The organism is Microcoleus sp. S13_C5, assembly GCF_036700845.1.
Taxonomy (GTDB): Bacteria; Cyanobacteriota; Cyanobacteriia; order Cyanobacteriales; family Microcoleaceae; genus Microcoleus.
On sequence record NZ_JAUBPR010000004.1, the window covers coordinates 37,625 to 59,258 of the forward strand.

General features: G+C 45.7%; 19 protein-coding genes and 1 pseudogene. 9 read left to right on the forward strand and 11 right to left on the reverse strand.

What is annotated here, in order from left to right; translation table 11 throughout:
- Positions 1-21 precede the first annotated feature (21 nt).
- Together QUA04_RS02240 and QUA04_RS02245 are read right to left on the reverse strand one after the other, a co-directional pair.
- On the reverse strand, positions 22-345 hold the full coding sequence (locus QUA04_RS02240; RefSeq protein WP_333253351.1) for a hypothetical protein: 324 nt from the start codon (positions 343-345) through the stop codon (positions 22-24).
- A gap of 172 nt (positions 346-517) precedes the next feature.
- A complete protein-coding gene (locus tag QUA04_RS02245) occupies positions 518-886 on the reverse strand; it encodes a YkgJ family cysteine cluster protein (protein ID WP_333253352.1) in 369 nt (122 codons plus the stop codon).
- 350 nt (positions 887-1,236) lie between these two features.
- Here QUA04_RS02245 and psb30 point away from each other — a divergent pair, with 350 nt between their 5' ends.
- A complete protein-coding gene (gene psb30 / locus QUA04_RS02250; protein ID WP_333094330.1) occupies positions 1,237-1,377 on the forward strand; it encodes a photosystem II reaction center protein Ycf12/Psb30 in 141 nt (46 codons plus the stop codon).
- 121 nt (positions 1,378-1,498) lie between these two features.
- On the opposite strand, the gene recJ is transcribed toward psb30, so the two are convergent.
- Positions 1,499-3,595, reverse strand: coding sequence for a single-stranded-DNA-specific exonuclease RecJ (recJ, locus tag QUA04_RS02255; protein ID WP_333253354.1), 2,097 nt, complete (start codon positions 3,593-3,595; stop codon positions 1,499-1,501).
- A 403-nt stretch (positions 3,596-3,998) separates the two neighbouring features.
- Between recJ and QUA04_RS02260 the strand changes: the two genes are divergently transcribed.
- Complete coding sequence (locus QUA04_RS02260; protein ID WP_333253356.1) at positions 3,999-4,904, forward strand: bestrophin family ion channel; 906 nt, start codon at positions 3,999-4,001, stop codon at positions 4,902-4,904.
- Between the two features lie 67 nt (positions 4,905-4,971).
- Here QUA04_RS02260 and lnt read toward each other — a convergent pair whose 3' ends face one another.
- From lnt to QUA04_RS02275, 3 genes are all read right to left on the reverse strand, one after another.
- A complete protein-coding gene (gene lnt / locus QUA04_RS02265; RefSeq protein WP_445242276.1) occupies positions 4,972-6,702 on the reverse strand; it encodes an apolipoprotein N-acyltransferase in 1,731 nt (576 codons plus the stop codon).
- A gap of 280 nt (positions 6,703-6,982) precedes the next feature.
- Positions 6,983-8,065 (reverse strand): photosystem II q(b) protein, encoded by a 1,083-nt coding sequence (gene psbA, locus QUA04_RS02270; RefSeq protein WP_333253359.1) that lies wholly within the window; start codon positions 8,063-8,065, stop codon positions 6,983-6,985.
- 549 nt (positions 8,066-8,614) lie between these two features.
- Positions 8,615-8,962, reverse strand: coding sequence for a histidine triad nucleotide-binding protein (locus QUA04_RS02275; RefSeq protein ID WP_190657440.1), 348 nt, complete (start codon positions 8,960-8,962; stop codon positions 8,615-8,617).
- On the opposite strand from QUA04_RS02275, the gene QUA04_RS02280 reads away from it, so the two are divergent.
- The 4 genes from QUA04_RS02280 (at position 8,961) to QUA04_RS02295 (ending at position 12,903) form a co-directional block, all read left to right on the forward strand.
- Positions 8,961-9,119 carry a hypothetical protein gene (locus QUA04_RS02280; RefSeq protein ID WP_333253361.1) on the forward strand — a complete coding sequence of 53 codons (159 nt, stop codon included), beginning with the start codon at positions 8,961-8,963 and terminating at the stop codon, positions 9,117-9,119. The two genes, QUA04_RS02275 and QUA04_RS02280, sit on opposite strands and share 2 nt — an antisense overlap.
- 58 nt (positions 9,120-9,177) lie before the next feature.
- Positions 9,178-10,707, forward strand: a complete 1,530-nt coding sequence (locus QUA04_RS02285) for a YifB family Mg chelatase-like AAA ATPase (RefSeq protein ID WP_333253363.1) — start codon at positions 9,178-9,180, stop codon at positions 10,705-10,707.
- A 286-nt stretch (positions 10,708-10,993) separates the two neighbouring features.
- Positions 10,994-11,116 (forward strand): hypothetical protein, encoded by a 123-nt coding sequence (locus tag QUA04_RS02290; protein WP_333253365.1) that lies wholly within the window; start codon positions 10,994-10,996, stop codon positions 11,114-11,116.
- Positions 11,117-11,517: 401 nt separating this feature from the next.
- Positions 11,518-12,903: a hypothetical protein gene (locus tag QUA04_RS02295; protein WP_333253367.1), complete on the forward strand. Its 1,386-nt coding sequence runs from the start codon at positions 11,518-11,520 to the stop codon at positions 12,901-12,903.
- A gap of 293 nt (positions 12,904-13,196) precedes the next feature.
- On the opposite strand, the gene QUA04_RS02300 is transcribed toward QUA04_RS02295, so the two are convergent.
- On the reverse strand, positions 13,197-14,021 hold the full coding sequence (locus QUA04_RS02300) for a hypothetical protein (protein ID WP_333253369.1): 825 nt from the start codon (positions 14,019-14,021) through the stop codon (positions 13,197-13,199).
- 396 nt (positions 14,022-14,417) lie between these two features.
- On the opposite strand from QUA04_RS02300, the pseudogene QUA04_RS02305 reads away from it, so the two are divergent.
- Positions 14,418-14,778, forward strand: a pseudogene (locus QUA04_RS02305) (transposase); the annotation flags it as partial.
- A gap of 238 nt (positions 14,779-15,016) precedes the next feature.
- Here the strand turns inward: QUA04_RS02305 and QUA04_RS02310 are convergent.
- Positions 15,017-15,415 (reverse strand): DUF4342 domain-containing protein, encoded by a 399-nt coding sequence (locus QUA04_RS02310; RefSeq protein WP_190735383.1) that lies wholly within the window; start codon positions 15,413-15,415, stop codon positions 15,017-15,019.
- 829 nt (positions 15,416-16,244) lie between these two features.
- On the opposite strand from QUA04_RS02310, the gene QUA04_RS02315 reads away from it, so the two are divergent.
- Both QUA04_RS02315 and QUA04_RS02320 read left to right on the forward strand, forming a co-directional pair.
- Positions 16,245-16,412, forward strand: coding sequence for a hypothetical protein (locus QUA04_RS02315; RefSeq protein ID WP_333253371.1), 168 nt, complete (start codon positions 16,245-16,247; stop codon positions 16,410-16,412).
- Positions 16,413-16,842: 430 nt separating this feature from the next.
- On the forward strand, positions 16,843-18,333 hold the full coding sequence (locus QUA04_RS02320; protein ID WP_333253373.1) for an ATP-binding protein: 1,491 nt from the start codon (positions 16,843-16,845) through the stop codon (positions 18,331-18,333).
- Between the two features lie 200 nt (positions 18,334-18,533).
- Here the strand turns inward: QUA04_RS02320 and QUA04_RS02325 are convergent, their stop codons facing one another.
- The 3 genes from QUA04_RS02325 to secD form a co-directional block, all read right to left on the reverse strand.
- Positions 18,534-18,914, reverse strand: coding sequence for a hypothetical protein (locus QUA04_RS02325; protein WP_333253375.1), 381 nt, complete (start codon positions 18,912-18,914; stop codon positions 18,534-18,536).
- A gap of 109 nt (positions 18,915-19,023) precedes the next feature.
- A complete protein-coding gene (secF, locus tag QUA04_RS02330; RefSeq protein ID WP_333253377.1) occupies positions 19,024-19,992 on the reverse strand; it encodes a protein translocase subunit SecF in 969 nt (322 codons plus the stop codon).
- A 117-nt stretch (positions 19,993-20,109) separates the two neighbouring features.
- Positions 20,110-21,507 (reverse strand): protein translocase subunit SecD, encoded by a 1,398-nt coding sequence (gene secD, locus QUA04_RS02335; protein WP_333253379.1) that lies wholly within the window; start codon positions 21,505-21,507, stop codon positions 20,110-20,112.
- Positions 21,508-21,634: the final 127 nt, after the last annotated feature.

The following is a 21,634-nucleotide window of genomic DNA, read 5'->3' on the forward strand; positions in this document are numbered from 1 at the left end:
AATCTAAAATTTTCAATGGATTCAGGAGTCTTGGGCGATCGAACCCTCGCCGCCCGGCGCCGGCGCGTTGCCGTTTACGTCGCCGAGTTGCAGCCGCACGTCATCTATTGCCTGATTTAGCTGGGCAATTTTATCTTCTAAACTCAGCCTTGCTACTTCCATGCTGTCGGCTTCGAGTTGACCGGCTTTCCTCTGGCGGATCTTTCTTGTCTTTGCTTCTGAAGGTTCACTCAGCAAAGCTTCAGCAGCGCGCCGCGACAGCACCGCGCCCAAAACTGCACCCACCAAGCCGCCAACGGCAGCTCCGGCAATAAATCCCCCCGTAAAACCCTCTCGATTGCTCATGGCTCAACTCAACTGCGCGATATTTCTTTGATTTGTTTATTTTGACACTCTCCCGGTGAGAAACCGGCAGACGATCGTTCGATTTTAGATTTTAGACTTTTGATTAAAGAATTGAGATGGCGATCGGGAAAATGAGCTGGAGGGACAAAAGCCCAAAGGGGCATCAAGTCGTTTAGTTGTCAGGTAAGGCGAGAATTCCGACTTCAGAGTTAAAGCGGATCATTTCCAAAGATCGATCGCCATAAAGGTCTTCAATGTGTTCCAAGCAGCACTCGATCGCGAAATCGTTCAATTCAGTCGGCTCAACGCCGTACATATCCTGAAACACCTCTGAGTCTACCCGACAAAAGCGCGGTCGATCGGCGTAAATTCCGCATTCTCTGGTTGCTTTGTCAAAATTGATACACCAACCGTCATCTCCGACTAAGCTCAAGTAAAGCGATAATTCGTCTTCAGATAAATACTCGTCTAAGTCAGGGCGCTCTGTTGGGTCGAGGTAACAACAAGCACCGCACTGCTTTACACAACGCCAAGTAGCCATAGTTTGATTTTAGATTTTAGATTTTAGATTTTAGATTTTAGATTCGGAGCATTATGTGGAAAATGCCAAACTTTAGGAGACTGGAGCTCTTCAAGTATATCAATTGCCAGCGCCGGAGGCGGATATCCCGAAGGGGCGGTTCGATTTTAGATTTTAGATTTTAGATTGGGGGGACTTTCCGGGAAGGGGCATCAAGTCCCTGGTTTCTTGGGACTGAGAGGTCGATCGTAGTTTACATTTTGTTGAATTTTGTAAAGTTCCTTAAAAAATATGGTCGATCGCCCGGTAAAATCAGAAGCGGATTTTCTAATTCAACAATCTAGACTTAATCACTACAGTCAGGAGGACAAATGGACTTTATAACCGATCTTTTCAGTGGTCTGGGTGGTGTAGACTACCAACTCATTGTTCAGGTAGCTTTACTCGCAGCCGTCGTGCTTTCTGGCCCGATCGTGATTTTTCTGCTGGCAGCTAGAGGCGGCGATCTGTAATTATAGCACGTTCCGGGGCGATCGAGAGTTGGGAGTTTTGAGTTTTAAATTATTCAAAATTCACAACGCTCGATCGCCAATTTTCCCTGCTGCATGAGCTTTGTTATCCAATACCGAGTTATCAAATACCCAGGGCGTGTTTAGCAGTTTGAATCAAATTCTCAAAAAAAGGTAGAGATACATCGACTTCTCTAGCATCTTTGCGGGAGTTGCCTAACAAACCGATGTTTTGTCCGGGTGCAACAGCCAAAACTTGCCCTTGAGAGTTGCGAATTCTCAATTCCTCGATCGAGCCGGCGGGAGACAGACTGCAAGAATAAGTGCGATCGCAGTAATCAAACTCAACTTTTCCGAACATCCGCGGCCTGGAACTAGCAACACTTGCGGGCAGCCGGACACCAAACAATTCTAACTCCACTGATGTCTTGCCATTAAAACTATTTTCCCGCAATCGGTAAGCAATATCAACCCGCCGAGGCAAAGGAAAATATTCCCCCCAACGCCAAGCAATCGCCTTCACACTAGCCGATACATTTCCATCTTGAGTTGCAGTTAGTTTAACGTGACCTCCTTTACCAACAATTTTCTGTTCAGTTATGCAAACATTAGGCGTCCAAAAGACAGGAGCCTTATTTTCAATCCCGCAAGGTTCCAGAGCATCAATTTGTCGGTAAAGGTCGAGATTAATCTCAGCCAAATCCGCTCGCACGTCAACTGAAACCAGCGGTTTTAGGTGTTCCGGTTGCAAACATTGATTGGCAAAAATTGACAGTTGATTGCGGAATTGTTCGAGATTATGAGCCGGCATAGAAAAACCGCCAGCGGCTTTGTGTCCCCCAAATTTAGTTAATAAATCCGCGCAAAAATTCAGCCCGTCAAATACATTAAATTCAGGAATTCCCCTCGCCGAACCCCTGATAATTTTATGGGCAACCGCCCCTACAGCCTCGTTTTCGCCAGCCTCATCCTCAAAAGTACCGATAAACACAGGCACGCCGTAGCGTTCCACCAACCGAGAAGCCACAATCCCGATCACACCGTGGTGCCAACCGGGTTGCACGACAACTAAAACTCGTTCTTGCTGCAAATCGAGATCACTTTTCTCGCACCAAGCAATTGCTTCCTGCTCAATTTCCTGGCACAACTCCTGCCTGCGCTGATTAATTTGTTCGCACTGCATCGCGTTTTTGAGAGCCAATTCGCGATCGTCCGTAGTCAGCAACTCTATCACAATTTGAGGGTCAGCCAGCCGCCCCACAGCATTAATCCGGGGCCCCAGCCTAAAACCAATATCTTCAGGCTTTAAGGAATTATTAGTTTTATTTGGCGAGTTGAGAATTGAGGGACTTTCGGCACTTCCCGGCTGCACTCCCGCCACCTGAATCAAAGCCTGAATACCCGCCAATTGCGAGTGAGGCAACAGCCGCAAACCCCGCTTTACCCAGCGCCGATTAACCCCAGTCAAAGGCGCTAAATCCGCAATAGTTCCCAACGTGAATAACTCCAGCAGGGGATTTACCAACCCCCCCACTTTCTGCATATCCTGAGCCAAAGTAATGGCCAAAACATAAGCAACGCCTACGCCTGCTAAACCGCGATAAGGTGAAGATTCCGCGATTAATTTCGGGTTGAGAATAGCATCGGCAGGCGGCAGTTTTGGCGGCAAGTCGTGGTGGTCTGTAATAATAACTTTGACACCGAGTTCTCGCGCTCTGGCAACCGGGCCGTAGGCTGCAATTCCGTTGTCAACCGTGAGAATGAGAGCGACACCTTCGGAGTGAAATTCTTCTACAATGCGATCGTTAATCCCATAACCTTCTCGCATCCGGCTCGGAATAGCATAATCCACATTCGCCCCCAGAGCCCTGAGAGCTCGCAGCAACAAAGCCGTGCTCGTCATCCCGTCAGCATCGTAGTCGCCGCAAATCGCAATTTTTTGCCCTCCCGAAATCGCCTCCCGCAACAGTTTGACACTCGCAGCCAAATCTGGAAACTCATCGGTTGGCGCGGGCAAAACCAGAGATTCCGGTTCGATAAACCCTTGCACTTCTTTAACAGAATCGATGCCCCGGTTAATCAGCACCTGTGCCAGCAAGGGCGACAAACCGATTTCAGTGGCAAACTGTTCGGCTTGCTGTGGTTGAGGCGAATAAATTTGCCACCGTTGGTTTGGCAATCGGTGAAAATGCGGAGGCACAGATGTCGGTTGCTCTTGCACGGAAGCTGAGGTTTAAAGATACATGATTAATCTTACCGAATTAAGTGCATCAGTCAATTAATTTGAGATTTTAGATTTGAGATTGCTCCTAAAGATGAGTTTTTTGGTAAAATCCAAAGGTTGTTTGTAGGAAAGCTTTTTTCCGAAGATCTCAGCGTACCCAAATACGGATACCAATCCCCAATAGGAGCCGTGGAGAGCAAAAAAATTAGACGCAAGTTCAAACCCCTGATTTATAGCACTTTTGCTGGTAAGTGCAGTACAAAAAAGCTGTTTTGGTAGGCGTGGTGTCTAGAGAAACCGCCCTCTCGCGATCTGCAATCTGCTGTATTTGTGGAGTAAATCTAAAATCTAAAATCGAATTGGGGCGATCGGGCTAATTTAATTTAATGAGGAGACTTGCATGAGTGTCGATCAACCGTCGTGGTTTAAAATTGCATTACAGGTTCGAGGGTCTGTCATTCCCTCCATTTTGCCGCGCGTTTTGCTGTGCGGCGGATTTGGGCTATTTATTTCCTTCCTGTACTTTTTAAACTTGCCAGTATCCTTGCCGATTTTGTCTAGCATTGTACCGAGTATTGTCCTCGGTTTACTGTTAGTTTTTCGGACAAACACAGCCTACGAGCGATTTTGGGAAGGCCGCAGATTTTGGGGTACTTTAAACAATAACATCCGCAATTTGGCTCGTCAAATCTGGGTAGCAATTGAGGAAAAAGACCCGCAGGATATCATAGAAAAAAAGTCAGCACTGCGCCTATTAGTTGCCTTGGCAGTGGCAATGAAACTGCACTTGCGGAAAGAATCAGTCAATCCCGAGTTGGAGCCGTTAATGTCCCCAGCGCAGTACCAAAAGCTCAAATCGATGAACAATCCGCCCCTAGAAATTGCGTTTTGGATTGAGGATTATATGCACCAGCAGTACGAGCGCAATTGCCTGGATGTTTATCAGTTAACTGGTATGAATGAGTTGCTCAACTCTATGATTGATGTATTAGGGGGCTGCGAGCGCATTTTGAAGACGCCTATCCCTTTGGCTTACGCGATTCACCTCAAACAGCTATTGTTACTTTACTCATTGGCACTGCCCTTTCAAATGGTGAAGGATTTGGGTTGGGGAACCGGCCCAGTTGTGGCTTTAATTAGTTTTACTTTGTTCGGCATCGAAGAAATCGGCATTGAAATAGAAAATCCCTTCGGACACGATGCCAATGATTTGCCTTTGGACAATATTTGTGCTGCCATGCAGCGCAATATGGACGATTTAATTTCTTTATCTCCTAGCGTTCACGAGCGCGTGAAAGATAAGTAGATTCATTCCATTTTAGATTTTAGATTTTAGACTGGTATCGAAAATCTAAAATGGTATAACCTACTGGTTAATTTTTAACAATCAACCGTATTAACCCAGCCAATACTAACAATACAGGCGTCAGCCAATCTCCCCACCGCACGTACAAAGTTCGAGTTTGCCGCCGATAAATAGTAGCATCTCGGACTTCATAGGTATTAATTCTCGACTTCCAAACCGTCTCGCCGCGAGGATTTACAAAAGCAGAGTAACCCGTATTAGTTGCGATAACTGCCCATCTATCAGTTTCAATTGCCCGCATTACATCTAGAGCGTGATGTTGATCCAACATTGGCGGTTTGTAATGGGCATTGTTGGAAGCGGTGATCATAAATTCGCCTCCATTCGCCGCCTGATATCGGAAATTTTCAGCAAAGGCTGAATCGTAACAAATTCCGACAATGGCGCGGCCAAACGGCGTATCAAACAATTGTTTAGAATTACCGGGTACTAAATGAGCATCTAAGGGAGAAAGCCGATTAATAATCCCGCCTAAAATTTCGTAAAAAGGGATATATTCGCCTAAAGGCACTAGCTTTAGTTTATCGTAGCGACCGACAATTTCTCCAGTGCGATCGATCGCCAATAAGCTGTTAGTGATACTATCATCTTGCTGTCCGAATCCTCCAACCCAAGCCACAACGCCGCGTTCGAGAATAGCTTGGTAAAAAGAAAGAGTAGAACGCTGATACTCGTTGGTCCAGATAAAAGGCAAAGCCGTCTCTGGAATTAACACAGCATCGACTTTCCTATCTGCTAACTGTTTGTATCCAGTGGTATAACCTTCCAAAGCGCGCTGCCAACCCACTGAAGCAAACTTAATCTTGTTAGGAATATTGCCTTGAATAATCCCAATCTTTAAAGCGGTTGCAGCTTCTTGATTCAAAGGGCGGTTGTATAAGCTCCATCCTGCAATATGCAAAACTAAACACAAACTCGCCGGCAAAATATAAGGAATCCAATTCTTCCTTCTTCCTTCTTCCTTCTTCCTTCTTCCTTCTATAAAAGCTTCGGCGATTAAGCCATTTACTGCTACAATAGCGGCTGTTACTGCGCTGGGGCCGGAGAGTTGACCGAGGTGCAATATTGCTAAATTGTGGGGGCTTTGCGTGTAAGATAGTGATGTCCACCACAGCGAACCTGTACTCCAAATACTTTCTAAAGCACACCACAAAGCTGTGCCAATAAAAACGCGAGTTAACGCTGAAAATTGAGCTTTACCCGCCCCAGCCCCCCCTTGTAAAGGGGGGGATTTAAGAATAATAATAGAGTTTTTGCCTGCTAAAGTTAGGGAGTTGAGAATTACAAATAGCCCCACCCAAACGGTGACTAAGGCGGCTCCCCAGAGGGTGATGAATACCCAGCAAAAAAGTGCGATCGCCAAACTCGGCCACCAAGGAACTCCCAACCAAGTCATCGGGTGAATTCCCATAATCCAAGATAAAGCTAATCCGTGATACCCAATTCCCCAGAGTAAAGGAAGAAGGAAGTGCGGCAACGCATTCTGTAACCGATGGATGTTGAAGAAAGAAGGAAGAAAGAGAAATTTTTGTTTGTGTTCTTCTATTATTTTTGGCTTTTGATAACTGACAACCAAAACCCACAGGGGAGCTAATGCTACCCAAGCCAATAGCCAAGCATTTACTGGTGCGGTTGTCAATGCCATCAAAATGCCGCTAAAAAATGCGATCGCCCAGGCTAATGTTTTGGATTTATGAACCACGAGTTTTTCAAATTTGTGCCTGTTAAATATCGCCACTTTGATGATTGCCAAAAATAATAATTCTTAATCAATATATCAGATCGATCGGGAAGTTCGGTAAGGCGCACTGTATGGGATTTAACTGATTTAACGGATTTAACAGAAAAAAATCTACAGCAGTTCTCAATAAAGTGAGGTATGCCCTATGCCCTATGCCCTATGCCCGCTTATCAAGCGTGCACCTCATGTTACTGAGAAAGGCTATATCAAATTCTACTTGCCAAAACAAAAAGCGCCCCTATTTCTAGGAGCGCTTTTTGTTAATCAAAAGCTAAATTTAGCCGTTGATGGAAGGAGCAACCATTGCTACTGGGGTGACTTCACCGGCGGCCAAGTCGAGGGGGAAGTTGTGAGCATTGCGCTCGTGCATTACTTCCATACCCAAGTTAGCGCGGTTGATGACATCAGCCCAAGTGTTGATGACGCGACCTTGCGAGTCGATAATCGATTGGTTGAAGTTGAAACCGTTGAGGTTGAACGCCATTGTCGATATACCCAAAGCGGTAAACCAGATGCCGACAACTGGCCATGCACCTAACAAGAAGTGCAAAGAACGGCTGTTGTTAAAACTCGCGTATTGGAAGATTAACCGACCGAAGTAGCCGTGGGCTGCCACGATGTTGTAGGTTTCTTCTTCTTGACCGAATTTGTAACCGTAGTTCAAAGATTCAGTTTCGGTTGTTTCGCGAACCAAAGAAGATGTTACCAAGCTTCCGTGCATGGCGGAGAACAGAGCACCGCCGAAGACACCAGCAACTCCCAACATATGGAAGGGGTGCATCAGGATGTTGTGCTCGGCTTGGAACACGATCATGAAGTTGAATGTCCCGGAGATACCCAAGGGCATACCGTCCGAAAAGCTGCCTTGTCCGATCGGGTAGATCAAGAACACTGCGGTTGCTGCTGCAACTGGTGCAGAGTAAGCGACGCAGATCCAAGGACGCATACCTAAGCGGTAGGACAGTTCCCATTCGCGACCCATGTAGCAGAAAACGCCAATGAGGAAGTGAAAAACTACCAATTGGTAGGGGCCGCCGTTGTACAACCACTCATCGAGGGAAGCTGCTTCCCAGATCGGATAGAAGTGAAGCCCGATCGCATTCGATGAAGGAACAACAGCACCAGTAATGATGTTGTTGCCGTACATCAAGGAACCAGCAACTGGTTCGCGGATGCCGTCGATGTCCACAGGAGGAGCAGCGATGAAGGCGATGATGTAGCAAATGGTGGCGCTGAGCAAGGTGGGAATCATCAAGACGCCGAACCAACCCACATAAATGCGGTTGTCAGTGCTAGTTACCCAGTTGCAAAACTGCTCCCAAACGTTGCCGCTTTCGCGACGCTGTACGGTTGTTGTCATTTGGTTTATGATTGCTTAATTGAATTTTCAAGGTTCGTTGTGGGGATGCCCCACGCTTATATTAGTAACACCATTCACTAAAGTTTGCCAAGGGATTACTGCTGACAATTTAAACATTTTACAAACTTTTACAATAACTTGATTATTAGTAAAGATTTGTATTTTTTTACAAAGTAAAATTACACACCAAACGGGGTAAATACAGCGGCCAGAAGAACTGAATCTCTTGTCTGTAGCTTGGTTCAGCAGTTCGAGCAAATTATTCTTGTTCAGATCGATTCTCTTTCTCTTTAAATATCTGTTAATTAGGTCGTGAAGAGATGATTTTTAATATTTATTTACATATCATCGGTGGATTCTGCGAGGGGAAATTTTTATCGGGAGAATACTGAAAACCGGATTTCTAGTGCGATCGAGCTGCATTCTCAATAAGAGCCAATCAACGGGGTTTATTGACGAAAAAAAAAAACCGGTTTCTGAAGCGCTGGGCAATAGAAATCAACCGGGTTTCTGAGGATGAGTCCGCAAGTTCTGCGTAAAAATTAGCCTTTAGCCTGGGGGCCACTTCATCTGCCGTCCGCCGAGAATGTGAAGGTGCAGGTGGTCTACAGTTTGGCCGCCGTCGCTGCCGCTATTAATGACGACGCGATAGCCGTTGCTAAGTCCGAGTTGTTCTGCTACCCGCTTGACAGTCAGCAGCAAGTGTCCCATGAGAGCATGATCTTCCGACTCGGCATCGGCTAATTTGGCAATAGGCTGTTTGGGAATGACGAGGATGTGGACGGGCGCTTGCGGATTGATATCTCTGAAGGCGAGGGCCAAGTCGTCTTCATAAACGATGTCTGCGGGAATCTCTTTGCGGATGATTTTGCTGAAAAGCGTTTCTTGAGTTGTCATGGGTGTAAACGAAGGAAGAAGGAAGAAGGAAGAAGGAAGAAGGAAGACTCAAGGGGGAAGGGGAAGAGGGAAGAGGGAAGACCCAGCAGGAGAGAAGGAAGAGGAGAAAAAGAAGAGGCAAGGAAAAGTTTTTCTTGCCTCTCCCGATATTCATTAGTCATTGTTAATCATAATAGATGATGAATCAAGGACAGGCAAATTAAGGATTAAGAAAAATGCTTGCTAGGGTGTGGAGTGCATCGATCGTTGGAATTGACGCGGTAAAGGTTGGTGTTGAGGCTGATGTGTCAGGGGGACTACCGAAAATTGTGGTTGTGGGATTGCCAGATTCTGCGGTGCAAGAAGCTAAGGAAAGGGTTAGGGCTACGCTGAAAAATTCGGGATATGCTTTTCCGATGCGGAGTATTGTGATTAATTTGACTCCGGCGGATTTGCGGAAGGAAGGGCCGAGTTTTGATTTGCCGATCGCCATTGGCATTTTAGCAGCATCGGAACAAGTCAGCGGTCAACTTTTGGGAGATTATTTGTTTTTAGGGGAACTTTCTTTAGATGGAAGTTTGCGGGCTGTGGCTGGGGTTTTGCCGATCGCCGCTGCTGCTCAAAAAATGGGTATTTCGGGGTTGGTTGTACCGGCTGGTAACGCGCAGGAAGCGGCTTTAGTAAACGGAATATCTGTTTATGGTTTTGAGAATATTTTTGCAGTTACTGATTTTTTGAACAATCCTGAAGTTTATTCGCCTGTAGAAGTAAACGGTCGAGAAGAGTTAGCAAAAACGCGGTTTTCAGGTCTAGATTTAAAGGATGTAAAGGGGCAAACTCACGCGCGGCGGGCTTTGGAAATTGCGGCGGCGGGGGGACACAATTTAATTTTTGTGGGACCGCCAGGGAGCGGTAAGACTATGTTGGCGAGGCGTTTGCCGGGTATTTTGCCGCCGCTGACTTTTGATGAAGCTTTGGATGTAACTCAAATTCATTCGGTGGCTGGGTTGTTGAAGGATAAAGGGAGCTTGGTGGGCGATCGGCCTTTTCGCAGTCCTCACCATTCGGCATCGGGGCCTTCTTTGGTAGGTGGCGGCAGTTTTCCGCGTCCGGGTGAAATTTCTTTAGCACATCGCGGCATTCTTTTTTTGGATGAATTAACTGAGTTTAAAAGAGATGTTTTGGAGTTTTTGCGACAACCGCTGGAAGATGGTTATGTGACGATTTCTCGCACTAGACAATCGGTGATGTTTCCGGCGCAGTTCACTTTAGTTGCGAGTACGAATCCTTGTGCTTGCGGTTATTACGGCGATTCGATTCAACAGTGTACTTGTTCGCCACAAAAGAGGGAGCAATATTGGGCTAAACTGTCGGGGCCTTTGATGGATCGGATTGATTTGCAAGTGGCGGTCAATCGTTTGAAACCCGAGGAAATTACGCGACAGCCGACGGGGGAAGAGTCGGAACCGGTGCGGGTGAGGGTGCAGCGGGCGCGAGAGCTCGCTACTCGCCGTTTTCAGTCGGAATCTAGTTTGCGCTGTAATGCGGAGATGCAAAGCAGTCACATTAACAAATGGTGTCAGTTGGATGATGCTTCTCGGAATTTATTGGAGATGGCGATTCGGAAGTTGGGGCTTTCGGCGAGGGCAAGCGATCGCATTTTGAAGGTGGCGAGAACTATTGCTGATTTGTCGGGGGATGAAAGCTTGAAAACGAATCATGTGGCGGAGGCGGTGCAGTATCGGACGATCGATCGGATGCAGTAAGTCAGCAACGGCTCAAAAGACACAATCCCCCGATCCCCGACTTCTTAAAGAAGTTGGGAATATAACAGTTGATTCGGCGATTTAAATCGCTTCTAAACATACGAATTCCCAGCAGAGGGGGACTGAGGGATTAAGGAGGTATTTAAGCTCGATTGATGTTGTCTAATTATTTAATTGAGCCAGTGAAACGTCCCCATATTCCCATGTTTAGTGCCTGATTTTGTGCTGCATGGTACCAGGATGACTTGTGACAGTTGCGTAAGTTCTGTTAGTGTTAGATTGGGGGATGCGACAGCAAACCAAAGCAGCAGGTAAAGTGGCGATCGCGGAAGTTTTAGGCCAACTGCCCGAAAGCTACTCAACTGAAGTGTATCACCGCAAATATCAAGAGGTTTATCAGCACGTCTAGGAATCTTATTCTGAGGTCGGACGCAGTAGTTATACCAACGCAGTTTGAAGCTGGTGTAAATGATACCCAGGCACAGCTTTTGTCAAAAAATCATCATAATTCCCTCAAAAATTCATCAATTTTTTACCCACTTTTTGTCATCTTTAGTGTAATTTATGATACCGATCGCCCAAGTAGCCCTAATCTCCACAACGACCTAATTTTTAATATTTAATTTCTCGCTCTCCCTCTCCCTCCCTCTCCCTCCCTCTTGCTCTCTCTTCCTCTTTCCCTGGCCCCCTCTCGGTGTTTCACCCTAAAATTTAAAATTTTTGAGTGACAAATCATGGCACGATCGCAGCGGGTTTTGATACCATGCAATCAAGCGCAAGACAATCAGGGAATGCACTGGAGGTGTGTAAATGGAGCTTTTCGGAGAACAAAAACGGTGTTTGGATGGTTTGGTAAGCTCGATCGACCAATTGGGAGGTCGAGTAGATATTCCAAAGCTGGAGCAGATAGCTGAGCTAATCATTCAAGCGATGAGAGGGCCTTGGCGCTCCTTTCACACGTCGGAACACATTTTTGAGGTCGGGGGGTCAGTCGATCCGATCGAGGTGCTGGCTGCGCTGTTTCACGACCTCGTGTACGTGCAAGTCGATCAGGGCGTTAGTTTCAATATTAGCAGCGCCCTTTGTCCTTTTGTCAAAGAAGTGCGATCGCAGTTAGTTATTAGAGATGAAACCGAACTGCCCGACGATGCCATGTATCAGCTAGTGGCCTCAGTATTTGGGTTTATTCCCGGCAAGACTCTCTCTTCGTTTGCCGGCCAAAACGAATTCTTGAGTGCTGTTATTGCTGCCAAATCTTTGGAGCCTTTTTTGCCACCTAGTACGATCGCTGAGATAACAGCTTGCATCGAAGCTACTATCCCTTTTCGTCCCGTTTCGCCCAGTGGTTTGAGCGCGATCGAACTTTTGCACCAGCGTTTGGTAAGTATAAATCGCGATTTTAACATGGAATGGAACCCTGCAAAAATTGTAGAAATTGTCAAGCGTGCTGTCAGGTTAGCAAATAGAGATGTCGAGAATTTTGCCTCTCCAAATTCCTCTAATTTCTTAGACAATACCTGGAACTTGATGCCAGAAACCAACCACGAATTGACCAATGTTAATTCCTATACTGTTGCCGGATATCGCAAGTCTCTGCAAAAAATGGAAGGATTTTTGAAGTTCCTCAAACCCGAACTGGTTTTCCAGCAGTTTATGCAAGAGCCGGACGATGAAACCTACGCTAACCTGATTGCCCGAACTCGCAAAAATATCGAAGTTGCTAAACTTTATTTTGGTGTCAAGCTAATTACCATCGCCATTTTAGAAGCTCTTTCCTACCGTTTGGGGCGCGATATTCCGCTTTCAACGATGATGGGAGAATTGCGGACACCAGGATTTAAAACCTCGGTTTTGGAGGATTACTTGCCCAACAGACAGAGCGCCTACCCCTTAGAGACTCAATTGCAAAGAGAAGTGTTATACCTGCTAGAAATAGGACGCAATCAAGAATCGCGCTATGATATTAAAAACTCCCCGGTTTCTACGTTTATTATCAAATCTATCGGCTTTGCTGAAACTGAAAACTTGTTGAAGAAAGCTCAAGAGTTTTTTGCAGATCCTACTTCCTCGGAAGAGTTTCTCTCTTACTGCGCTCCCGATGTCATCGAGACCATCTCCTCCGGCGTGATGAAACTCTTTGAGAGCAGGAAGACGGCTTTAGGGAAAGTTAAATTAGTTCACCAAACTGTTTCTTAAGATAGGTTGGCACAATCTTAAAACGTTTTCCATTGCAGAAACTAGGTTTCTTGAGTTCAGCCACAATGTTCGGTTAGTCTGAGATGTTGCACCATTCTCGCTTAAAAGGCTTTCGGGCCTGTTCCACAAAGAATGAGTTTTCTTGTGGGGTAGGCAGGAGATCCCGCCCAAAAAAAGATTATTGAGAATGGTGCAATATCTCAGTTTAAACCCTCAAAAAAAGTCCTCTTTAAAGGACTTTAGCTATGAGTCTGGGATTTGAACCCCTAGCGGACTAATTCGACATCCAACTTCTATTGCGGTGAACCAGTCGCACCCTCTGCGCCGGAGTTGCGCTCAGGTACAGGCGTATTCGTAGAATTAGAATCGCTCTGGCTTTCGGTATTAGTTCCGCCGCTGGTACCTGCTCCCGGAGCGCCCTCATCTTGAGTTGGAGATGGAGTAGCTGAACTCTCAGGTGCTGGAGTTGGCGGAGTGGAAGCTGGCTCCCTCTGCGAATTCGGAACCGTAGTATTGGTATTATTTGACGGCGAAGATGGAGATGGTGCTGCTTGCTGCTGTGAATTTGGAATTGTAATATTGATATTGGGAGCAGGACTTGGTTGAGGAGCCGGACTTGCCTTTTGAGCAGGACTTGCTTGAGGAGCCGGACTTGCCTTTTGAACTGGAGATGGTTGAACCGGAACCGGAACAATCTTTTGAATGATCGTTTTTTCTCTCTCTATAGTCCGAGTCGGAGCTGGTGTTGCTGAAGGCTGATTCGCTTTCGGTACAACAATCACAGGAGCAGCAGTAGGAGTAGGAGCCTCCTCACCTCGATTGAAGTAATATACACTGCCCAGAACTAAGCCTGCCAAAGAAGCAAGAAGAATCCCTAACAGTAACCCGCGGCCCGCATTCTCATTATCGCGGACTTCTTGGACTCCAAGTTGGCGGTGGTTTTCGGCCATTTCACCCTGTACATAACCTTGGTGATGAGCTGCTTCTTTAGAAGCCTTCGCCGTTGTACTCGGAACACTTGTAGTAGTTCGCGTTGTACTGACGTGACCGTTAGTTGCATCGGTGTGAACTTCTTGATGAATTTCACGGCTAGAGCTATTTTCTTCGTTAGGTTTCATAATTAATCTTCGCCACAACTATTCAAAAAATATTTGTCTGTAGGAGATGCTCTGGTTTGAAAACTTGGGCTAAGCTGTTCAGCATTTAAATCACTTACTTCGATTCACTGTCAAGATTCAGTCAAGATTCAGTCAAGATTCATGTGTCAACCTTGGGGGTTTTAGTCATACCCAGTTTAAATGCTTAACAGCTTAATGCTTAGGAAGTTTAGAGAACTTTTGGCTTTTCCTTAATCTGTATCAAATCTAACTAGCCAACGCATTAAGCAGGCTCTACCCTCCGAGTGATTGTCTGAGTCCTCCAAAGGAATAGGATTAGCCGGACTTAAACAAAAAATACAGGCTAAATGAGTTTATATGCTTGCAGAGCAAGTATATAAACTTAAAAGATGAGCAATGAAGGAGATAATCCCCGTCGCAATGCCCCCCTGCTTTTATAAATGGTGTCCAAGATTTGACGATATCTTTCGTCATCAAGCCCAAAAACGGGAATTTAGGAACTATCTAGGCGAATTATTGGGAGAAAGTGAGCCAAACCACCTCTCGCCGATGGTGGCACACGCCGTGCGAGTAACTTACCACAAATTACACCATTTTTTAAGCGCAGCGCCTTGGTCATTCAGTGAAATGAATCAACGTCACTTGAAGGTAATGAACCACTGTCATCAAACCACGATCGGCCAAGGATTTAACCTCATCTTAGATAATTCATTGCACCGCTACAAGTGGCAACTTTACTGCCCGAGTGGGAAGGCAATAGATCATAGAAATCGGGAAAAAAGAGAAGGGAGTAGTGACTGTTACTAGCCATCTATTTATCAAGCCAGTTTGTGCTTGAAGTTTGTTTAAGTCCGGTTAGATAACCACAATTAATTTAGTAGTAATAAAGGTGATTTTTCTCTCATCCATAAAGAGAGGAGGGTCTTACTCACTACCAACAAGGTTGATTGCGGGAAATTAACCGGACATCAGCTATTACTAACAACTGAGTTTTTTTACTCGGTTCTTTCAATGATGATAGTCATGTGAGCGACTAATGCACCTATTGCTCCTACTGCTGCAATGACTGGAAACAAGGCCGCACCGATGACTCCACCGACTACTCCCACCGTCAGAGGAACTTCTACCAAAATCCGTCCCTCTTCATTTTTGATAATGATGCGGCGGATATTTCCTTCGTGAATCAGTTCTTTAACTTTAGCAACCAAATCGTCGCCGTTAATTTTCACCTCCTCGACGCTAACTTTTTGCTGAGTATAAGCTGGGGTTTCTAAAGGAGTCGTTTCAAAATTAACCTCACTAACTTTTTGGGAAGAAACTTTGTCAGATACAGGTATTGATTCGAGTTCTCTTGTCCCGACCGGTTCTTGTAGGCGCTCTGTAGGGGTGTCCATTTTTTGTTCTCCTTTTAGGTAAAAGTATTTTTGTATAGAATTATTTAGAAATATAACACGCAACTTTTTGTCGATCAATCATTCTTTTGGGTGATATTGCTGTTGGTGCTATTGTGCTTTTTTCTCTCGATCTTTAACGGCGATCGCCTAAAATCCTTCCTCGGTAGGTCCTAGCTGCCGGCGTCCCTAGTGCCGCTTGGTTAACAGTCTGCTTCTGCGCCTCGCACCGCCCCACTCTTCAAAAACCTCCGATCCAGACAGCCCAAGGATTAAAGGGACTTTCACACTCTCACAGACTCAGACTCAACAGGTGTACAGGTTGAAATACTGACATTGTACTGAAAGTACGATCGTCCCGCCGTGTTATAGAGTTACCACCTCTACTTCGGGAAACCGCACATGGAAACCGTCGTTTACTTTCCTCCTATGTCATTTCAATTTAGCTCAGTGCGATCGCCCAACCAAACCAGACCCCCCGAGGTTCCTCAAATCAACATCTTAGAGTTTCTAATGAGAATTGCCTAAAAGCAAGGGGGAGGAGAAATAATAATGATCGAAATATTATCGTAACCAAACCAACTTCCTCAAAGTGAAGTTGAAGTTGGGGAAAAGTCGGGTAAAGTAGAATTATTTCTTTCTGCTTCCTCTTGATTCTCCTTGTCGGATTTGCCAGCGACAGAGTTTGAATCTCAAGTTCGTGGCACGACCGTACTCTTGTGGAAACTTTTAAGGCACATTAAGCGGATGTGTGGAATGTGAGTTTTAGTGGCGATCGCACAACTTTAGCATCTGCCCAGAAAAATTTCGTCGGTCAAGCTTTGGAGTCTCGATGTGGCTAAAGTATAAGCTGCCGAACTTGACAAATTGCTCGCCATCGGCTGTCCCTAGCTCGGAGACTACCTACAATACAATCTTCGGGTTGAGCGCGATCGGCATTTGTACGAAAAAACTGACAATTGACATTTCTTGGCAATTGCCCGAAACCGATTTGGCCTGAATTGTCAAATAGGCGATCGGCTGCCGAGTTGTCGCTATTGTTGTCTTATTGTAATATAATTTTACGCAAGGGGTAATACGAAATGTACTGCCACAGGTCGCAGATGTCTATCCATCTGAACCAAATTAATCTCATTAAACATTAAAAATAGTTATGACTGTTATATTCGGATTAGTAAAATCTTGGATATAAATTTCCTACATAGTCAGGTTTCAAGCGGGTGTCTGCTTTTAAATCAATCTAACCTGCAATATCATTTCGGGGGACACCAGCACGATTTAACGAAAAAAAAATCCTGCTGAATTAACTGGATTCCAGGGACCACAGGGAAGTGGATAACTAAGCTATAAAAAGAGTTGAAAAGGCAGTCTAAATAGTAGGCAAGACTCCAGCAGCCAACCGCAACTGCCAATTACCAAAGGAGGGAGCAGTGTATGAAACTGACGGGTTGAGTCCCCTAAAATCGCCGCTTGGTTTGCGATCGACTCTACAGGAACTAACCCTGTACGACTTTCTCCTAGAATCTGAGTGTCCGGGGGACGAAGTTGCTAAAATTTTTCAAGCAAACCCTTTAGTTCCCGGCATCATCATCACTCAGCAAGGAAAGTTTATAGGGATGATTTCGCGGCGGCGTTATTTTGAACACATGAGCCGTCCCTACAGCTTGGAGTTATTTTCTCAACAGCCTTTGTTCATACTCTACCGCTTTACTAAAACTGATATGTTGGTTCTCGATCGCGAAACCTCAATTATGACGGCAGTGCGGCAGTCTTTGGAGCGATCGCCCGAACTGATCCACGAACCCATTGTAGTACAAGTAGAACCGGAAACTTACAAACTTTTAGACGTACACCAACTGCTGCTTTCTCAGTTGCAAATTCACGAGTTATCAACCGTGGCGATGCGAGAGTCGCAAGCGCAATTGAGACATCAAGCCCAACAGCTCGAACTTGCCCTGCTGGAACTTCAGCGCACTCAAACTCAACTAATTCAAACAGAGAAAATGTCTTCTTTGGGGCAGTTAGTAGCAGGAGTAGCTCACGAAATTAACAATCCGATCGGCTTTATTTACAGCAATTTGCACCACGCTAAAGAGTACACGCAAGGTTTAATGCGGATGCTCGACATCTACCGACAGCACTGTCCCGAACCCATCGCAGCAATTGAAGCGGAAGCAGAAAAAATCGAACTCGATTATGTGCTAGAAGACTTACCGAAAGTTTTAAATTCTATGCAGCAAGGTGCAGAAAGAGTGCGCGACATCGTTTTGTCGCTACGGAATTTTTGCAGATTAGACGAAGCTGAAATGAAGCAGGTCAACATTCACGACGGTATCAACAACACGATTATGCTGTTGCAAAGCCAGCTTAAAGGGAAACCGGGGCAGGAGGCGATCGAAATTCACAAAGAATACAGCGACTTGCCGCTGGTGCAGTGCTATCCCGGACAGCTCAATCAGGTATTTATGAATATTTTACTTAATGCCATTTATGCTCTTGTTGAGTCGAATAAATACGAAAATGTCGATAAAAAAAGCCAGAAGAAAAAGTCGCAATTAGGGGAGCAAAAGCAGTCTTGTACTACAAAGACTCAATTATCACTTTCTAACTCTACTCGCTTGATTCCTACGATTCGGATTTGCACGGAGTTAATTGAGAAAAAAAAGGTAATAATTAAAATTTCTGACAACGGCCCTGGCATGACAGAAGATGTTCGGAAGCGGTTGTTTGACCCTTTTTTTACTACTAAGCCGGTCGGCCAAGGAACGGGTTTGGGACTGTCGATTAGCTATGAAATTGTTGTGAACCAACACGGTGGGGAATTGAAGTGCTTTTCGGAACCGGGAAAAGGAGCAGAATTTGCGATCGAAATTCCGCTTCAACAGTCTTCCATAGCACATATTTTGCCTCGCTTTGCGTGATATAGCAGAAGGGAGTTCGGCAACGAGCAATGTACGGGATGTAACGGATGTAACGGATGTAACGGATGTAACGGATGTCCGTCGGAAGAAGGAAGAAGGAAGAAAGAAGAAGCAATAAAAGTTAAGGACTCTGCCGTTGAAACCGCTTCTTGTCAAACTTTCGTTCCTCTGACTTGAGACTAAAGAATAAAGCCCGTCGGCTACCGCGAACCTTTGCAAACCCACTTCCACAAAGGATGACTCGGCCCCCGCTGGCGAATGCGGCGCACTTGTTGTTCCAAACCCTGTTTTTCCCGCACGGGCAATCCTCGCACTCTATTGCGACTTTGCCAAGTTACCACTGCTAAAGTCATTCCCAAGCACAAACCCAAACCGAGAGTCGGCCAGCGATGAAAAGATAAACCGTAGCGCACCGCCGCCCAAGTGAAGTGTTCTAACCACAAAGCAATTTCGCGGCGCAAACCCCAAATGCTCAAAGAACCGACGCTAATCCACAGCAATATCACAGTTAACCAGCGGCCGTAAACTGTTAGTTTGTGAAGCCTTTGGACTTCAATTTGAAAAGTTTCGTCAGTAGTCATTTGTCATTTGTCATTTGTCATTGGTTATTGATTCTTGAGGATTTATTATTAGTCAGTCAACAGTTAACAGTCAACAGTTAACCGTCAACAGTTAACCGTCAACAGTCAATTAAACTTCCTCTGACTGGTTAATTCCTTCTGCGGGGACGGGGATAGAGTGACCGGTGCGACTGCGCCACCAAGCTAGCAGCGTACTGGCAATGAAAATACTCGAATACGCACCCGCAATAAAGCCGACAATCAATGCTAAAGCAAAGTATTTGAGGGTTTCGCCGCCAAACAAAAAGATTGAAAACAAAGTCAGTAGCGTTGTCATCGTCGTGTTAATTGACCTTCCCAGGGTCTGCATGACCGCATCATCGACAATTTGATCGATCGACTGTCCCGGATTCAGCTTAATTACTTCGCGCACGCGATCGTAAATTACCACTGTATCGTTAACAGAAAAACCGATAATTGTCAAGATTGCCACTACAAATAAACTGTCAACTTCCACACCTAGAACTAAACCTAAAATTGAGAAAATACCAACAGTAATGAACACGTCGTGAAACAGAGCTACAAAAGCAAAAAAGGCATAATCTAACTGAAATCGGAATGTCAGATAAATAGTAATGCCCACAAATGAAAGAAATACAGCTAACAATCCCGAAGTAAATAATTGTTTACCGAGGGTAGGGCCAACCGTATCGATTTGAATAGATTGAGGAGCAAAAGCGCCTATTTTCTCGCTCAAAGCGGATTGCAACTTAGTCCGCTGTTCGACATCCAAAGTCTTTGTTCGCAGCGACAAACCGCGCTGTTCTTTGCCGATAACTTGAATGCTGCTACCGGCCAAACCTTGGGTGTCCAGGATTTGGCGGACAGCGGCAATATCGATGGGTTTACAATTTTCCGGTTTCGTGCAGTCGAGTTCAAATTGCAACCGAGTGCCGCCGATAAAGTCCAAACTCGGCCGCAGCGGTGCACGGATGTCTGGACGAGTCCAAGAAATCGCCATCGACACTATACCTGCGAGGATAATAGCGGCGGACATACTCCACCAGATCGATCGCTGTTTGATAACACTGAATTTCATAATTTGAAGGAAGAAGGAAGTTCGGCAACGAATTGTGTAACGGAAGGAAGAAGGAAGGAAGAAGGAAGGAAGAAGTTAACAGTCAACTGTCAACAGTTAACTGTCAACAGTTAACTGTTAACTATTAGCAGTTTTCGACAAATTAGGACAGAACCACTGAGGTTTTCGCAGCGCCGGAAAGCCCAACACTACCAAAAGTAGAGTGCGGCTGCAAGTGAGCGCTGTAAACATACTCACTACCACCCCCAAGGCCAGCGTTACAGCAAACCCTTTAACTAAACCAGCACCCAACCAGAACAAAGCAGCACAAGCGATGAGAGTAGTTACGTTGCCGTCTAAAATGCTGGAAAAAGCGCGGTAAAAACCAGATTCGACCGATCGATAAAGCGTTTTTCCGGCCCGCAACTCTTCCCGCGTGCGCTCAAAAATCAGCACGTTAGCATCCACGGCCATCCCGATGCTGAGCACAAAACCAGCAATTCCCGGCAGCGTTAATGTCACTCCCAAAAGCACGAAAGCTGCCCAAGTTAACAGAGCATAAATTAACAGAGCAATATTGGCAATTACGCCGGGGAGTCGATAGTAGGCAACCATGAAAACCAAGACTAAAGCTAAGCCGCCGATACCTGCGTTAATACTGCTTTGAATGCTGTCTCGTCCCAAGCTAGCGCCGATCGTGCGGTTTTCTACAATTTCGACAGGCACCGGCAAAGCGCCGCCCCGCAATTGCACTGCCAAATCGTTGGCTTCTTGGGTTGTAAAGTTGCCTTGAATTACGGCACTCCCACCAGTAATTCCTGTCTGGGCAAATTCAACACCGACGACTGGAGAACTGATCATTCTTTCGTCTAGGAAAATACCGATACTGCGTCCGGTGCCGGCTAAATTTTTCGTTATTTGGGCAAAGAGTTCGCCTCCTTTGGTATCGAAACGGAGAGCAACGTTCCAGTTCTTCCCAGCCGCCAAGGGTTGAGGTTGAGCGTCTTTGAGGTTTTCGCCACCGAGTCCGCTGCTTTTGAAGAGTTTGGCGATCGCCTCATTGCTTCTTTTCAAAGCAGCCTGATTTTCTTTAATAGCGGCCTCATTGTTGCTAGTTTTCAATGCTGTTTGTTTGACCAGCAATTCCTGCTGCAACTGCCTTTCAATGGCTAATTGTGCTTCTGTTCCGGGCAGTTGTTCCTGAAATTCTAGCTTTGCCGTGCCGCCCAAAACTCGTTCTGCTTGCTGCGGGTCATTTACTCCGGGCAACTGCACGAGAATTTGGTCTTCTCCTACTGTCTGGACTAATGCTTCGGAAACGCCCAAACCGTTAACCCGGTTTTCGACAATCCGCCGCACTGCTTCTAACATTCCCTGGTCTATTTTGGGAATTGTGGGGGTAGTTTTTACCTGAATTGTGAGTTGCGACCCTCCTTGCAAGTCTAATCCCAGCCGCGTCGGAATTGTTACTGTTACAGTAATGGCGGCGATGATTAAAACAAAAATTAGGGCTAATATTGAACGTTGTTTTTGCATATTTAATTATTAGTCATTGGTCAGTTGTCAGTTGGCAGTTGGCTGATTTTAGTCAACAGTCATCAGTCATCGGTCATCAGTCAACAGTCATCAGTCAACAGTCAACAGTCCACCAATGACTACTGAC

What these genes read in the sequence shown, in the direction of transcription:
- QUA04_RS02240 (WP_333253351.1), bottom strand. Translation starts at nt 345, where the DNA reads ATGAGCAATCGAGAGGGTTTTACGGGGGGATTTATTGCCGGAGCTGCC.
- QUA04_RS02245 (WP_333253352.1), bottom strand. Translation starts at nt 886, where the DNA reads ATGGCTACTTGGCGTTGTGTAAAGCAGTGCGGTGCTTGTTGTTACCTC.
- psb30 (WP_333094330.1), top strand. Translation starts at nt 1,237, where the DNA reads ATGGACTTTATAACCGATCTTTTCAGTGGTCTGGGTGGTGTAGACTAC.
- QUA04_RS02260 (WP_333253356.1), top strand. Translation starts at nt 3,999, where the DNA reads ATGAGTGTCGATCAACCGTCGTGGTTTAAAATTGCATTACAGGTTCGA.
- psbA (WP_333253359.1), bottom strand. Translation starts at nt 8,065, where the DNA reads ATGACAACAACCGTACAGCGTCGCGAAAGCGGCAACGTTTGGGAGCAG.
- QUA04_RS02280 (WP_333253361.1), top strand. Translation starts at nt 8,961, where the DNA reads ATGGGTGTAAACGAAGGAAGAAGGAAGAAGGAAGAAGGAAGAAGGAAG.
- QUA04_RS02275 (WP_190657440.1), bottom strand. Translation starts at nt 8,962, where the DNA reads ATGACAACTCAAGAAACGCTTTTCAGCAAAATCATCCGCAAAGAGATT.
- QUA04_RS02285 (WP_333253363.1), top strand. Translation starts at nt 9,178, where the DNA reads ATGCTTGCTAGGGTGTGGAGTGCATCGATCGTTGGAATTGACGCGGTA.
- QUA04_RS02290 (WP_333253365.1), top strand. Translation starts at nt 10,994, where the DNA reads ATGCGACAGCAAACCAAAGCAGCAGGTAAAGTGGCGATCGCGGAAGTT.
- QUA04_RS02295 (WP_333253367.1), top strand. Translation starts at nt 11,518, where the DNA reads ATGGAGCTTTTCGGAGAACAAAAACGGTGTTTGGATGGTTTGGTAAGC.
- QUA04_RS02300 (WP_333253369.1), bottom strand. Translation starts at nt 14,021, where the DNA reads ATGAAACCTAACGAAGAAAATAGCTCTAGCCGTGAAATTCATCAAGAA.
- QUA04_RS02310 (WP_190735383.1), bottom strand. Translation starts at nt 15,415, where the DNA reads ATGGACACCCCTACAGAGCGCCTACAAGAACCGGTCGGGACAAGAGAA.
- QUA04_RS02315 (WP_333253371.1), top strand. Translation starts at nt 16,245, where the DNA reads ATGTGGCTAAAGTATAAGCTGCCGAACTTGACAAATTGCTCGCCATCG.
- QUA04_RS02325 (WP_333253375.1), bottom strand. Translation starts at nt 18,914, where the DNA reads ATGACTACTGACGAAACTTTTCAAATTGAAGTCCAAAGGCTTCACAAA.
- secF (WP_333253377.1), bottom strand. Translation starts at nt 19,992, where the DNA reads ATGAAATTCAGTGTTATCAAACAGCGATCGATCTGGTGGAGTATGTCC.
- secD (WP_333253379.1), bottom strand. Translation starts at nt 21,507, where the DNA reads ATGCAAAAACAACGTTCAATATTAGCCCTAATTTTTGTTTTAATCATC.